Origin of the sequence: Dactylosporangium roseum (genome assembly GCF_025264685.1) — a bacterium.
Lineage (GTDB): Bacteria > Actinomycetota > Actinomycetes > Mycobacteriales > Micromonosporaceae > Dactylosporangium > Dactylosporangium roseum.
Genome location: NZ_CP073721.1, coordinates 226,048 through 239,019, shown reverse-complemented (window position 1 = coordinate 239,019; position 12,972 = coordinate 226,048). Strand labels below are relative to the sequence as shown.

Annotated in this window: 11 protein-coding genes and 1 pseudogene; 5 read left to right on the top strand and 7 right to left on the bottom strand. The window is 73.4% G+C overall.

Annotation, left to right across the window (positions count from 1 at the left end; all coding sequences use genetic code 11):
• Nucleotides 1-2 precede the first annotated feature (2 nt).
• Complete coding sequence (locus Drose_RS01105) at nucleotides 3-368, bottom strand: hypothetical protein (protein WP_260726308.1); 366 nt, start codon at nucleotides 366-368, stop codon at nucleotides 3-5.
• Nucleotides 365-3,775: an SseB family protein gene (locus tag Drose_RS38930; protein ID WP_390891301.1), complete on the bottom strand. Its 3,411-nt coding sequence runs from the start codon at nucleotides 3,773-3,775 to the stop codon at nucleotides 365-367. The genes Drose_RS01105 and Drose_RS38930 overlap by 4 nt, the downstream gene beginning before the upstream one ends.
• Nucleotides 3,776-3,986: 211 nt before the next feature.
• Here Drose_RS38930 and mycP point away from each other — a divergent pair, with 211 nt between their 5' ends.
• Nucleotides 3,987-5,177: a type VII secretion-associated serine protease mycosin gene (mycP, locus tag Drose_RS01095; RefSeq protein ID WP_260726307.1), complete on the top strand. Its 1,191-nt coding sequence runs from the start codon at nucleotides 3,987-3,989 to the stop codon at nucleotides 5,175-5,177.
• A gap of 3 nt (nucleotides 5,178-5,180) precedes the next feature.
• Here the strand turns inward: mycP and Drose_RS01090 are convergent, their stop codons facing one another.
• Together Drose_RS01090 and Drose_RS01085 are read right to left on the bottom strand one after the other, a co-directional pair.
• Nucleotides 5,181-5,480, bottom strand: a complete 300-nt coding sequence (locus Drose_RS01090) for a WXG100 family type VII secretion target (RefSeq protein ID WP_260726306.1) — start codon at nucleotides 5,478-5,480, stop codon at nucleotides 5,181-5,183.
• 13 nt (nucleotides 5,481-5,493) lie between these two features.
• The gene (locus tag Drose_RS01085; RefSeq protein ID WP_260726305.1) at nucleotides 5,494-5,817 is read right to left on the bottom strand and encodes a WXG100 family type VII secretion target; all 324 of its coding nucleotides are present in this window, start codon (nucleotides 5,815-5,817) and stop codon (nucleotides 5,494-5,496) included.
• A gap of 208 nt (nucleotides 5,818-6,025) precedes the next feature.
• On the opposite strand from Drose_RS01085, the gene Drose_RS01080 reads away from it, so the two are divergent.
• Complete coding sequence (locus Drose_RS01080; protein WP_260726304.1) at nucleotides 6,026-6,823, top strand: DNA adenine methylase; 798 nt, start codon at nucleotides 6,026-6,028, stop codon at nucleotides 6,821-6,823.
• Here Drose_RS01080 and eccB read toward each other — a convergent pair.
• On the bottom strand, nucleotides 6,817-8,160 hold the full coding sequence (eccB, locus tag Drose_RS01075; RefSeq protein WP_260726303.1) for a type VII secretion protein EccB: 1,344 nt from the start codon (nucleotides 8,158-8,160) through the stop codon (nucleotides 6,817-6,819). The genes Drose_RS01080 and eccB overlap by 7 nt on opposite strands.
• Nucleotides 8,161-8,227: 67 nt before the next feature.
• Between eccB and eccE the strand changes: the two genes are divergently transcribed.
• From eccE to rarD, 3 genes and pseudogenes are all read left to right on the top strand, one after another.
• Complete coding sequence (eccE, locus tag Drose_RS01070) at nucleotides 8,228-9,994, top strand: type VII secretion protein EccE (protein ID WP_260726302.1); 1,767 nt, start codon at nucleotides 8,228-8,230, stop codon at nucleotides 9,992-9,994.
• An 80-nt stretch (nucleotides 9,995-10,074) separates the two neighbouring features.
• A pseudogene (locus Drose_RS01065) lies at nucleotides 10,075-10,422 on the top strand (phage holin family protein); the annotation flags it as partial.
• Between the two features lie 143 nt (nucleotides 10,423-10,565).
• Complete coding sequence (rarD, locus tag Drose_RS01060; protein ID WP_260726301.1) at nucleotides 10,566-11,504, top strand: EamA family transporter RarD; 939 nt, start codon at nucleotides 10,566-10,568, stop codon at nucleotides 11,502-11,504.
• Between the two features lie 15 nt (nucleotides 11,505-11,519).
• On the opposite strand, the gene Drose_RS01055 is transcribed toward rarD, so the two are convergent.
• Nucleotides 11,520-12,314 carry an anti-sigma factor gene (locus Drose_RS01055; RefSeq protein ID WP_260726300.1) on the bottom strand — a complete coding sequence of 265 codons (795 nt, stop codon included), beginning with the start codon at nucleotides 12,312-12,314 and terminating at the stop codon, nucleotides 11,520-11,522.
• Nucleotides 12,311-12,826, bottom strand: a complete 516-nt coding sequence (locus tag Drose_RS01050) for a sigma-70 family RNA polymerase sigma factor (protein ID WP_390891300.1) — start codon at nucleotides 12,824-12,826, stop codon at nucleotides 12,311-12,313. Before Drose_RS01050 ends, Drose_RS01055 begins: the two co-directional genes overlap by 4 nt.
• Nucleotides 12,827-12,972 lie beyond the last annotated feature (146 nt).

Genomic DNA, 12,972 nt, shown 5'->3' with positions numbered 1-12,972 from the left:
CCTCAAACGCGGTACTCGCGCAGCTCGGAGACCTCGACCTTGGGCGCCCAGCCTTGATACACGCCGTAGTCGAACTCCTCCAGGCCGAGCTCGGCGGCGACGGGCGCCCGCCCGCCGGTGTACTCGACCCGCAGCCACCCGTCGTGCTCGCCCAGCACGATGAACGGCTGCCCGCGCCAGAAGCACGTGGTCCGCACATAGGTCAGGTCGTCGACCTCGGCCAGGGAGACGATGCGGCGGTACCGGCCGGGCCGTACCTCGTCGAACCCGTCGCCCGGATCCGGGCGGTACAACCGGACGTCGTCGCCGTCGGGGCTCGCCTCGTACTCCGCGCCGCGCCACCGGGCCGCGTAACCGTCACGGATCACAGCGCACCGGTCTTCCGCCAGTTCGGGCCGTCGGCGTCGAGCCGCGCGATGAGCTCCTGCCGGCCGTCGCGCCGCAGCCGCCACAACTCGGCGTCGTGCGGGAGCCGCGCGCTGTCCACCTTGAACTCGGCGATGACGTCGCTGGTTTCGCTCGGCGCGAACCCGTTGCCGCGGAACGGCGCTCGCTCGATCACCCAGCCCCGCATGGCACGCATCGCCTCCGGGGACGAACCGCCGTACGGAATCCGGTAGAGGTTGCCGCGGTAGGCGATCCACCGCAGCACGTACACCTCGCCGGCGTCCGGCTTGAACGACGACCCCGCGTAGTCGAGGCCCAGCGCGTTGTAGAGCTGCTCGGGCGTCTCCAGATGGGCGACCTCACTGGCCCGGTGGACGAAGCCGGAGACGCGGTCGTAGTTGCGCTCCAGGTAGTACGACAGTTGCTCGGGCGAAATCGGCTTCTGCATCACGAGCTGGTCGCTGGACGTGGGCGGCTCGAACGTGGGCCGCGGCTGGCTGGCCTCGGTCGGTTTCGGTGCGCCGGGCTGCTCGTCCGGCTCGTCGACGCCGAGACCCATTTCGGCAGCCCACGTGGCCAGTTGTACGACCTCCGTGCCCGGCAGCACGGCACCGGCCGGCGACTCCGGGTTGATCGCGAACGCGAGTTCGTCGCCCGGCGGCCAGTGGCGGATCAGCCGGGTGAACTTGATCCAGCTACCCGGCATGTCCGGCCCGAGCCGGTCGGCCATCCGCTCCTGCGACGAGAAGACGACGAGGTGCGGCACGCCGTTCATGTGCTCGGTCCGCCAGCGGGTCGGCTCGACCGGCCCCTCACCGGTCCACAGCGGCACGATCACCTTGGCCAGCAGCAGCGTCGACAGGAACCGGTCGGTGCTGTTGGCCTGGACGGCGTCGAAGAGGTCCTGCTCGACGTTGTTGGCCGGGTGGAAGTCCGGCGCCGGTGGGGAGCTTGTGGCCGGCGGTGACGCCACGGCCGGCGGGTCCTCGATCGCGGGCTCCGGCGTCGCCGGGACGACCACCCCGGCGTCGACGACCTCCGGCTCGTACCCGGTCTCGGGCGTGTACGACCACGAGTAGGCCGGCTCCTCCGCCTGCGACTGCTCCCGCTCGGCCGCCCCGGCCTCGAAGAACGACCGCAGCTCGGGCGACGGCTCGTGCTCCTCCTGGTCCTTGGCCGCTGCTGTGGTTTCCGCGGCGGCGTGCGGCTCGGCGAAGGCGTCGAGTCCCGACGCGAAGGACGTCTGGAACGGCCGTTCGGCAGCCGGCTGCTGCTCCGGGTGTTCGACCGGCTCGGTGGGCACGTCGATCAGGTCGGGGGCCCGCTCGGCGCGCGGCTCGATTCGCGCCTCGTAGATCACCTCGGACGGTGCCGTGAACGGCGACTCCGGCGCGGGTGCTTCGACCGGCTCGAAGAACGAGCGCGACTCGAACGCTCGCTCCGCGGGCGGCCGGTCGGCGGCCTCGACGAACGGCTCGACCGTGGACTCGACAGGCGCGAAATCGGGTGCATCGGCGAAGAACGGATGCTGGTCCAGGTCGGTGCTCCGCCCGAAGCCCGCGGCCCGCGCCTTGGCCGCCACCTCCCCGAACGGCGATGCCCCTTGCGCGTTGTCGGCCTCGGGATGCTCGGGAGGCTCGGGATGCTCGGGATGCTCGGGATGCTCGGCGGCGAGCCGGCCGGACCCGGGCGGGTCGAACGGCAACGGCTCCGCGGGCAGCACGCCGGCCTCCTCAGCGACCGGGAACGGGGCAACCGCGCCGGGCTCCTCGACGGGCCGGTAGGGCGCGGGCTGCTCGACCGGCCGGTAGGGCTCTACACCCGTCTGGAAGGCGGCGAACTCCCCGGCCGGTTGGTAGGCCACCGGCCCCTCCTCGGCCGGACGGAAGGCAGGCTCGCCGGCGGGATCGCCGCCAGAAGGCCGCACCGCTGTCGGCCCCGGGCTGACGGGGCGCACGTCGCCGGGCCCGTCCCAACCCGAACTGATCGGCTGCGTCTGCTCACTGCCGGGCCGCCTCGGCAGCGGGCCGGCCTCGGGCCGGTACGCACGGGGCTCCTCCACCGGCTGCTCGCCCCAGCCGACCGCCGGCTCCGTCGGAGCGGCCGCACCGAAGAACCCGCCCGCCGGCCGCGACTCGCCGGCCGGCGACGTGGGCCGCGCGTCGTCCAGGGCACCCGACGGACGCGACGGCAACGTCCCGCCGACGCCGAACGGCGGCTGTGGCGCCTGCGGCTGGCGGGTCGGCAGTGGCAGACCGGCCGGGCTCGGCAGGACCGGCGGCGGCTGCCAGGCGGCCGGGATCACCGGATCGGCGTGCTCGGTGAACACCTCGCCGAGGCTCCGCGAAGGATCCCGGCGCGGCCAGTGCCGCCGGGGGTCGCCGTTCGCCTCGTCAGACCCGGGGTCGGCGGCGCCGGCACCCGGCGTCCACGCCGGCGGGCCGGCACCCGGCGCCGGTTCGGCCGGCCGTCCGGCGCCGTTCGACGTTGGACGCCGGGGCAGGTCGGACCGGCCCGGGCCATGGTCGACATCGGCGAAGAGGTCGCGCTCGTTCGGCACGTCGAGCGACTTGCGGTCGTCCTCGTCGAACAGTCCGCGCCGCGGGAACGCCGCCCGCCCGCGAGCCGCGCCCGGCGCGGGACCACCCGACACGGGACCACCTGACACTGGACCACCGGCACCGCCCAAAGCGCTGAAACCCCCGGAAGGCGGCGAAACCGGCGCATCTGGACGAGCGCCCATCGTGCGCTCGAAGTTGACCGGACGATCGGCCCGCGTCGGGTGGAAGGCTCCGGGAGGTGCGACGTCCGGCGGTGGGACGTCGCGCCGCGGCGCGAACGTGGACGGCGGCTGACCGGCCTGGTCGGAGCGCATCCGCTGGCGCTCGATCGGGGTCGGGGCGGGCTGGTTGGGCACGGGCCGCACCGGCACCTGCGCCACCGCCCGGGCCCGGGAGCCGGCCTGATCCATGCGGGCCCGCGCACCGAGTGTGCGACCGGGAAGGCGGACGTCGCCGCGGCTGATCTGGGTCACGAACCAGCTCGGCAGGTAGCCCTCGATCGGCAGGCCGGGATTGACCGCCAGCCACCACTCGACGTTGGGCCATATGCCGGCCAGGTCACGGAACGGCACCCGGCGGTGGGTGCCCGGATGCCCGGCCAGGCACTCGTGCAGCGCGGTGGGCGAGGTGAAGGCCAGCACGTGAGTGCGGCCCTCGGTGGTCCAGGTGCCCCAGCCGCCGCCGTCGCCGCTGGTCTGGGCGTCGGGCGCGATCGGCAGCAGGATGTCGGTGCGCGCCAGGATGCGGAAATACTGCTCCTGATCGTTGGCACGCAGGGCATCCCGCATGGCGATCTCGGCCTCGGTGGCCGGCTCCCACTCGGTCACGGCCACCCCCTCTGTCGGGCTCGAAACCGCCGCGTCGCCGAAACCTAACCTATACGGCCACGGCAATTCGAGGGGTGGCGACGCGAGCAAGCGCTCCGGCCAGCATAGCGATCGAAGGCGGCGCGATCACAGGGCTGTCCCATTCACGGCACCCGTCGGCGCTGGTACGACGGGCAGCTCCATCGATGGACGAGCACCTAACATGTGGGCCATGCCACGCCGTGCCCGATCCTCCGGTTCGGCGATCCTGCTGGCCCTGGCCGGCTGTCTCGTGCCCCTGCCGGCCGCGGCGCACGCCCCGGCGGCCTGCCCCGGCCCGCTCCGCCCGCCACAACCGGCGCCCACCGGCACGCCTTGGCCCCAGCAGCGGTACGACCAGCGCCGGCTGGCCCCGCTCGCCGACGGCCACGGCGTGATCGTCGCGGTGATCGACTCCGGCGTCGACGCACGGCACCCGCAACTGCGCGGTGCGGTGCGGTCCGGCACCGACCAGCTCGACGGCGGCAGCTCCGTCCTGGACTGCGTCGGCCACGGTACGGGCGTCGCCGGCATCATCGCCGCACGCCCGGCCGGCGGGGCGACGTTCCGCGGCCTGGCACCCGCCGCGACGATCGTGGCGCTGCGCGTGAGCGAGCTGATCGAGCTGGAGGACGGCACGACGGCGGGCCGGCGCGGCACCGCCGGCGGGCTGGCCGCGGCGATCCGGGACGCGGTCGACCGCGGCGCGAAGGTGATCAACCTGTCGCTGGTCTCCTACCGCGACGAGCCGGAGGTCCGCGAGGCGGTGCGGTTCGCGATCTCCCGCGACGTCGTCCTCGTCGCGGCGGCCGGCAACCGGTTCGAGCAGGGCAACCCGACGCCGTATCCGGCCGCGTACGACGGGGTCGTCGGCGTCGGCGCGATCGATCCGGACGGCCGGCGCGTGCCGAGCTCGCAGACCGGCCCGCACGTCGACCTGGTCGCCCCCGGCGCACAGATCGTGACCACGGCGACACCGCAGGGCCTGACGGTGGCCGACGGGACCAGCTTCGCGGTGCCGTTCGTGGCCGCGACGGCGGCGCTCCTGCGCCAGTACCGGCCCGAGCTGTCCGCGGCCGCGGTCGCGGCCACGCTGACCGCGACCGCCGACGGCGGCTCGGCCGGTCCGGGCTACGGCGCGGGCGTGCTGAACCCGTACCGCGCGCTGACCGAGCGCGCCGTCGCCTCCCCGAAGCCGGCCGGCCCGGCGCCGGCACCGCCGCGGGACGACGCGGCCGCCGCCCCACGGGCCGCGGCCGAGCGCCGGACCCTGCTCCTGGGCGGTGCCGGCCTGGCCCTGGTGTCGCTGCTGGCGCTCGCCGTGATCGTGCTGCCGCGGGGCCGTCGTCGTGCGTGGCGGCCCGGCGTGGGCAACCCGCGCTGATCGTCAGCGAGCGCCGGGGAACAGTTGGCGGTTGCGGTGCTCGGTCTCGAGATACCGCTGCGTCGACTCGTCGAGCGCGGCCTTGATGTCCTTCAGCGTCAGCGCGAGATCGTTGCCGGCGCGCTCCCAGCCGGCCTGGCGGACCGCATACGCCTCACGGGACTCGCCCTGCCAGCCCGCCGTGAGGCGCCGTCCGAGCTGCGAGACCTCGTCCAGGCGGGCGTTGAGCGTGTTGAGCGCGGTCTGGATGGACTGGCCGGCGTGCTGCATCGCGCCGAAGTCGACCACGAGGGTGTCGTCCATGAGTGCTCTCCGATCAGCCGAGTGCGGACAGGTCGGCGCGGCCGACGCGACGGAAGCGGCTGTCGGCCTCGGTGTCGGTCACCGCGTAGTTCCGGCCGGCGGTCTTCAGCCCTTCGGCGGTTTCCAGAAGGTTCTGGTTGAGCGCCTCCTGGTCGGCCTTCCACGCGTGTTTGACCGCCTCGAAGGACCGGCCGCCGGCGCCCTGCCAGCCGCTCTTGGTGATCTCGAGCTCACGCATCAAGGTGCCGAGCATGCTCTGCAACTCCTCGTTGACCTGCTCGAACCGCTGCGCTGCCGAATTGAGCTCCGCCTGCTGAGCCTGTGTGGTCTGGACCATCGGTGCTCACCCCCGTTCCTGAAGAAGACGACCGTATCGGCAACAACCAATCCCCCACCACCCCTGATCCGCGCCTGTGGATAACTCCCACCTCCACCACCCCTCCCCCCTCGCCGATCTTGCAGTTCTGGTGTCGAGACACTCCCTGAATGACTGGTTTGTCAGGCACCGCAACTGCAAGATCGATGCGCGCTCTAGGATGTGCGGCATGGCGGAGGGCCGGTCGTTCATCAAGTGGGCCGGCGGCAAGACCCGCTACTCGGCACAACTGGTCGCGCTGGCTCCGCCGTTCACCGGCTGCTACTGGGAGCCGTTCATGGGCAGCGCCGCGGTCTTCTTCGAGCTGCGCCCGGCCAAGGCGGTGCTGTCGGACGCCAACCCGGAACTGGTGGCGTGTTTCCGGGCCGTCGCCGCGGATCCCGAGGCCGTGATGACCCGCCTCGACGCGCTGCCCAACACGCCCGCGCAGTTCGCGGCGGTGCGCGCGCAGGATCCCGCGAGCCTCGACACCGCGGCCCGGGCGGCGCGCGTGATCTACCTGAACAAGACGGCGTTTCGCGGCCTGTGGCGGGTCAACCGGCGGGGCCGGTTCAACGTGCCCTACGGGGCCTACGACCGCCCGTACTACAACCGCGACACGCTGCTCGCCGCCTCGGCGGCACTCGCCGGCGTCGACATCCGCGTGTGCGACTTCGCCGATCCGCTGCGTGAAGCGGCGGCCGGCGACTGGGTGTTCCTCGACCCGCCGTACCTGCCGGAGGGCGGCTTCGCCGACTTCAAGCGGTACACCCCGGGCCAGTTCCACGACGACGACCACGAACGGCTGGCCGCGGCGATGCGTGACGCCTCCTCGCGCGGCGTGCTGCTCACGATGACGAACAGCGACACCGACGCGACCCGGCGGATCTACCACGACTTCCAGGCGACCCGTATGGCGACGCGGCGCGACATCAACCTGCGGGCCGCGGCACGCGCCTCGTCGGATCTGGTACTGACCAACTACTGAGGCTGGGCGGCCGCCGCGGGATCGAGCGCGGGGCCGGCCGGCAGGAGCCCGACCACCTCACCCGGGACGATGACCGGCTCCTGTCCCTGGTACCCGAGCGCGGGCAACACGCCCACGACGGGCAGCGCATGCCGGCGACCGACGTCGGTGACGAGGTGCAGTACCCCGGTGTCGGTACGCACCAGCGCCCCGTTGCCCGGCGGCACGACCACCCGATCGGCGAGGACACCGCCGTTCTCGCCCGCCGCGGCGGTGCCGACCGCGCGGGACAGGTCCGGCAGCACGCTGTCCGTCGTCAGCTCCTGGCCGGTGCAGACGGTCCGCGGCCGGCCCTCGAACAGGTCCGGCACGTCGGCCGGCAGCGCGCCGCCGACGCCCGGGTCCGCCGCGAACGGCACGACCTGCCGGCCCTGCACCAGGCCGGAGAACTCGGCCGGGGTCAGCGGGATGAGATCCTTGCGGCCCTGCACCGCCGCCGTCTCCGGCGCGGCGAGCAGCAACGCGGCCTGCAACGGGGTGACCGAGGCGAGCCCGCCCGCCGTCACCAGGAACGCGTCGACCCGGTCACCGGTGCGCACCCCGAAGAGCTGGCCCACGGTGCCGGCCGCGACGCTTCTGCCCCGCTCCGGCACGGTCGGGGTGACCAGGTCGGCGCCGGACGGGACGGCGTGCAGGAACGCCTGCGCGACGGCCGTCTGCGGCCGGCCGGACCAGACGAGGGCGGGCAGCGCGGCACCGGGCCGGCGGATGAGGTGCTTGTGACCGTTCCGGATGAGGTACGTCTCCTGGGCCGGCCCGGTGACCAGGAGTCCCCGTTCACCCAGCGGTGCGCCGCCGCCCGGCCGGCCGCCGACGAACACCGTCGCACCCTCCGGGCTCGAGCACACCGTCCACGGCTCCTTGCGCAGGCCGGACGCCGCCGGCAGCGACGCCGGCGCGCCGAGGATGCCGAGCGGCGCACCGCGGGGCGCACCGGCCAGGGCGGCACGTGGGACGATGACCGTCCGCACGTCGGCGGCGTTGAGGACGAGCAGCGCCGACGCCTGGTTGAGGACGGGATGGAGCACCTGGTCGCGGTACACGAACAGGGCGCCCGACTCCGCCTCGACGACAATCGCCTTGTCGTTGCGCCACTTGCCGGACGCGCCCGGCTTGAGCACGGCGTATGCGGCGGTGCCACCCACACCGAGCGCGGCGAGCAGCGCGCCGACCAGCGTCGCGCCGGCCACCCTGCGGAACGGCGACTGGGCGGGATCGGTCTCCCGCATGACGAGGGCGGCGATCACCCGCTGGACCATGAACTGGTACGAGTGTAGCTGGTCCTGCCGCGACGGCATCGACCCCTCCGAAATTGTCGTATCGGCGCCCTACGATATGCCGCAGATCGCATTGGCGGGGGGCGATGTGAGACTCGGGACGCGGGTGGTGCTGGCGCAGGCGGCGATCGCCGTTTCGGCCGCGGCGTGGGCGGCCGGGCCCTACTGGGCCCTTGTCGCGCTGCCCGTCGCACTGGCGGCGGCGGTGCCGGCCGCGAGCGGTGCGCTGCCGGGCCGGCTCGGCGGCACGTTCCGGTTCCGTGGTCGGCGCCGCGCGTTGCCGGCGGGTGCCGCCGCGGCCGAGCTGCTCACGCTGCTCCGTCCGGGTGCCGCGACGACCTCGATCGAGGTCGACGGCGCGGACGTGGGCGTGTTCGAGGACACCGACGGATTCGCCGCGGTCGTGCGGGTCGGCGACCTCACAGCGCTGCTCGGCGACGTCATGCCGCCGGTCCCGGCGCTCAGCTCCCTCCTGCCCGCGCCGGCTCCCGACGTGCCCGAGGTCCGGCTCCAACTCCTGGTGACCGCGGTCACCGCGCCCGGGCCGACGGCCGGGGCGAGCCCTGCTGCGACGTCCTACCGGCAGCTCACCGACGGCCGCGTCCTCGCGCACCAGCGGGTGCTGGTCGGCGTCCGGGTCCGCCGGGCCGGCGGCTTCCGAAGACCGGATCTCGAGCCGGCCTTGGCGGCGGCGGTGCGGCGCGTGTGCCGCCTGCTGGTCAAGGCCGGGCTGCCGGCGCTTCCGTTGTCGGCGGCGTCGGCGCTGGCCGCGCTGGCCGAGGCGGCGCACCACGATCCGGCGCACCCGGTGCGCGAGACGTGGACCGGGGTGCGGGCCGGCGGGCTCCAGCAGGCCGCGTTCCGGTTGGGCCGCTGGCCCGACCAGGACCGGCTGACCGGACCACTGCTGCGGCTGCCGACGTCCGGCACGGCGGTGTCGCTGACGGCCACCAGCCGCTCCACCGAGGCCGAGGTCACCGTGCGGCTGGCCGCGCCGACGGCGGCCGCGCTGGCCGGGGCGGTCACGGCCCTCGATCGGCTGGTTTCGGTCGCACAGGCCCGCGTGCGGCGGCTCGACGGCGCGCAGTTCGACGGGTTCGCCGCGACCCTGCCGCTCGGCGGCGGCGCGCCGAGCGACGGCGCGGCTCTGGCCGGGTTGGTGGCCGCGCACGACACGCTGGTCGTCGGCGGCGGCCGGACCGTGCACGCGACGGCGGTGCGGCTCGCCGAGATCGAGCCGCCGATCGGCGGCGAGGGCCTGATGCTCGGCCGCGACCGGCACGGCGCGCCGGTGGTCGTCCGGCTGTTCCGCGCCGAGCCGACCCGGGCGGCGCTGATCGGCGGGCTGCGCTGTGCGGAACTGCTCGTCCTGCGTGCGCTGGCGGTCGGCGCACAGGTCATCGTGCAGTCGACCCGGCCGCACGCCTGGGAGCCGTTCCTGCGCGGGCTCGGCAGCGGCGAGCCGGTCGCGCTGGCCCCGGTGGGCCGCCTCACGGAGCCGCCGGCGCCGACCTCGACCCGGCCGCAGTTACTGATCATCGACGTCGGACCGGCCGAGGGCCGGGGCGCGACGGTGGTGGAGCGCGCCTGGCGCGCCACACTGCTGGTCCGCGACGAGCTGACCCCGGCCGACGGCGACCTGCTCGCCCGGGTCGACCTCGCGCTGTTGCAGCCGCTCTCCCCGCCGGAGGCGACGCTCGCGGCGAGAGCGCTCGGGCTCGGCGAGTCGGCCGGTTGGCTGACCCGGATCGGCCCGGAGATGCTCGGCGTGGTCGTCAGCCGACACACCGTCCGCTGGACCCGGCTGTCGACGACACCGATCGAGCGGCAACTGACCGGCGGCCCGGCCCGGTAGCAGCCGGCCGCGAAACGTCAGGGAAGAATCGGTGATAGCGGGGTGTTCCGGACTGGCACCGCCGTGGCACGATCACCGGCATGGGAATCCTCATCCGGCTCGCCGTGAGCGCGTTCACGGTCTGGCTGGCCACGCTGGTGATTCCGGGCATCACCGTCGAGGGCACCACCGGTCGGAAGGTGCTCACGGTCGTCGCGGTCGCCGCGATCTTCGGCATCGTCAACGCGGTGCTGCGCCCGATCATCAAGACCATCGGTTGCTGGGCGTACATTCTGACGCTTGGCCTGGTCTCGCTCGTCGTCAACGGCCTCCTGCTGCTGCTCACCAGCAAGATCGCCGAAGCCCTCGACCTGTCGTTCAACGTCGACGAGTTCTGGCCGACAGCCGTGCTCGGCGCGCTGTTCATCGGCATCGTGAGCTGGCTGATCAACTTCTTCGTCCCGGACGGCGGCGACCGCGACCGCAAGAGCCGGGACCGCCCGCACCAGCAGTACGGGCAGCGCGGCGGCTACCAGGACCACCGCTGATCCCGATGAGGGGTGGACAGCGGTCCCCCCCTTACGGTTGAGTCGTGGATCCGTTGCGCCGAGGCTATTTGTCCGCCCTGTCCGCCAACATCCTCTGGGGTGTCTTCCCGCTGTACTTCCGGGCGCTGCGCCCGGCGGGCGCTGTCGAGGTGCTCGCGCACCGCATCGTCTGGTCACTCGTGACGGTGGCGCTGATGCTGGCGGTCGTGTGGCGTTGGCGGCCGCTCGGCGCGCTCCTGCGGGACGGCAGGCGGCTGGCCGGGATCTCGGTCGCGGCGCTGTTGATCGCCGTCAACTGGGGCGTCTACATCTACGCCGTCGACACCGAGCGGGTCATCGAGGCTTCCCTCGGATACTTCGTCAACCCCCTGTTCGTCATCCTGCTCGGCGTCCTCGTCCTGCGGGAGCGGTTGCGCCCGTCGCAGTGGGTCGCTCTCGGCGTCGGCGCGTTCGCCGTGGTCGTGCTGAGCATCGACTACGGCCGGCTCCCCTGGATCGCGCTCACCCTGGCCGCGTCGTTCGGCTGCTACGGGCTGATCAAGAAGCGGCTCGGCCTGCCCGCCGCCGAAGGGCTGTTCCTCGAGTCCGCGGTGCTGACGCTGCCCGGCCTGGCGTACCTCACGTGGCTGACCGCGCACCACACGTCGACGTTCGGCACGGTGTCCGGCTGGCACACCGTGATGCTGGCGCTCAGCGGACTGCTCACGGCCGCACCGCTGCTGCTGTTCGCGGAGGCCGCCAATCGCGTTCCGCTCTCCGGCCTCGGCATCCTGCAGTACCTGACCCCGACGATGCAGCTCCTGCTCGGCGTGGTCGTGTTCGCCGAGCCGCTGCCGCCGGGCCGGCTCGCCGGGTTCGTGATCGTGTGGTGCGCCCTCGCGATCTTCACCTGGGACGCGATCCGCACCACACGCCGCACCCGAGCCGCGCAACGGGACGAGGCGGCCGCCGTCGGGAAGACGGCTGCCGCACCAGCCCCGTGAGTGAGACGAACGTGCTCAGGCCGTGAGCTGCAACAGCGGCGTGTCGTCGCCCTTGCGAATCTCGACCCGTGCGATGTCGGCGCGCGGGATGCGACTGCGGGCCTTGAGGCCATACTCGTCGCCGTAGCCGGCCGTCCACGAGTCGAGTTCCTCGACCTCGCCGCCCTTCGACACGACGACCAGCTTGTAGGTCCACTTGCCGTGCGCACCTGCGGCAACCGCTTTGTACTTGCACCGCATGCGCACCAGCGTGCCGCCGTCGATCGGCTCGAGCGCCAGGCCTGCGGTCACCGGCACCGATGACGCGACCTCCTGCATCGCCACGAAGTCCGGCGCCTCCGGCTGGCCGATGCCGGCGGCACGCACGCCGAGCACCGCCAGGATGCCGAGGCAGGCGGCGGTAAGCGCGGTGCCGGCCAACTGCCAGCGCCGCCGGCGGCGGCCCGACCGTCGCCTGGCGTCGTCCCGGTCCAGGACGCGGGGCAGCAGGTGATCCACGGGGCTGCCGTTGACGGCCGGTTGACCACCATCGGAGCTCGTCGCCTCGATGGTGCCCGCCCGGCCGGCCGCGGCCTTGCCGCGGTCTCGCACCTGTGGTGGCGTGCCGGGTTCGGTGTCGCCGGCCACCACGGCCGCCTCGGCGGCGGTCCGGTCGAGCCGGCCGAGCAGCCCCGGCAGGTCGGCGAACTGCGCCACCTCCGCGCGGCACTCCGCGCATCCAACGAGATGCCGCTCGTACGTCTCGCGCTCCGGCGGCGACAGCGCTCCCAGCACGTACACGGCCGAGTCATGGAGGCGTTCACACCTCATTGCGTCACCCCCAACTCCTCCAGGACGAGCTTCAACGAACGCAGTGCGTAGAAGGTCCGCGACTTGACCGTGCCGGGTGGCACACCCAGCCGCTCAGCGGCCTCGGCGACGGAGCGCCCGCGGTAGAAGCACTCCACCAGGACCTCGCGGTGCGACTGGGAGAGCCGGGCCAGCGCCTCGGACACGACCCAGGACTCCACCGCGCGCTCCGTCTCGTCGTCGGCCGCTGGAGTCTCCGGCAAATGGTCGGTGAGGACCTCGCCCACCCGCACGGAGCGTCGCCGCCACGCGTCGATGGCCAGGTTCCGAGCGGTGGTGAAGAGCCAGGCACGGATCGAGCCGCGGGCCGGGTCGAGTGCGCCGGGGTGTTGCCAGGCCCGGAGCAGGGTCTCCTGCACCAGATCCTCGGCGCGCTGACGGTCGCCGCCGGTCAGCCGCAGGGCATGGGCGAGCAGCGCGTCTCCATGCTCCGTGTGGAGCGCCCTCAGCGGGTCAGCTTCGTCTCTACTCACGCTCGATATGGTTCAGACCCCCTCCACCCGCTTCTACGCACTAATACCCACAGCGGTTCAGCCCTGGTTCACGTGTCGTGGATGCGACATCCTCCCAGTTGACGGCGCCGCGACAGGCAGGCGTAGTCAGGCGGTGGCCTCGAATC

Excerpts from the sequence above, each read along its gene's own strand:
- Drose_RS01055 (WP_260726300.1), bottom strand. The coding sequence starts at position 12,314 with ATGAGGTGTGAACGCCTCCATGACTCGGCCGTGTACGTGCTGGGAGCG.
- eccB (WP_260726303.1), bottom strand. The coding sequence starts at position 8,160 with ATGCCGTCGCGGCAGGACCAGCTACACTCGTACCAGTTCATGGTCCAG.
- mycP (WP_260726307.1), top strand. The coding sequence starts at position 3,987 with ATGCCACGCCGTGCCCGATCCTCCGGTTCGGCGATCCTGCTGGCCCTG.
- Drose_RS01080 (WP_260726304.1), top strand. The coding sequence starts at position 6,026 with ATGGCGGAGGGCCGGTCGTTCATCAAGTGGGCCGGCGGCAAGACCCGC.
- Drose_RS01085 (WP_260726305.1), bottom strand. The coding sequence starts at position 5,817 with ATGGTCCAGACCACACAGGCTCAGCAGGCGGAGCTCAATTCGGCAGCG.
- Drose_RS01090 (WP_260726306.1), bottom strand. The coding sequence starts at position 5,480 with ATGGACGACACCCTCGTGGTCGACTTCGGCGCGATGCAGCACGCCGGC.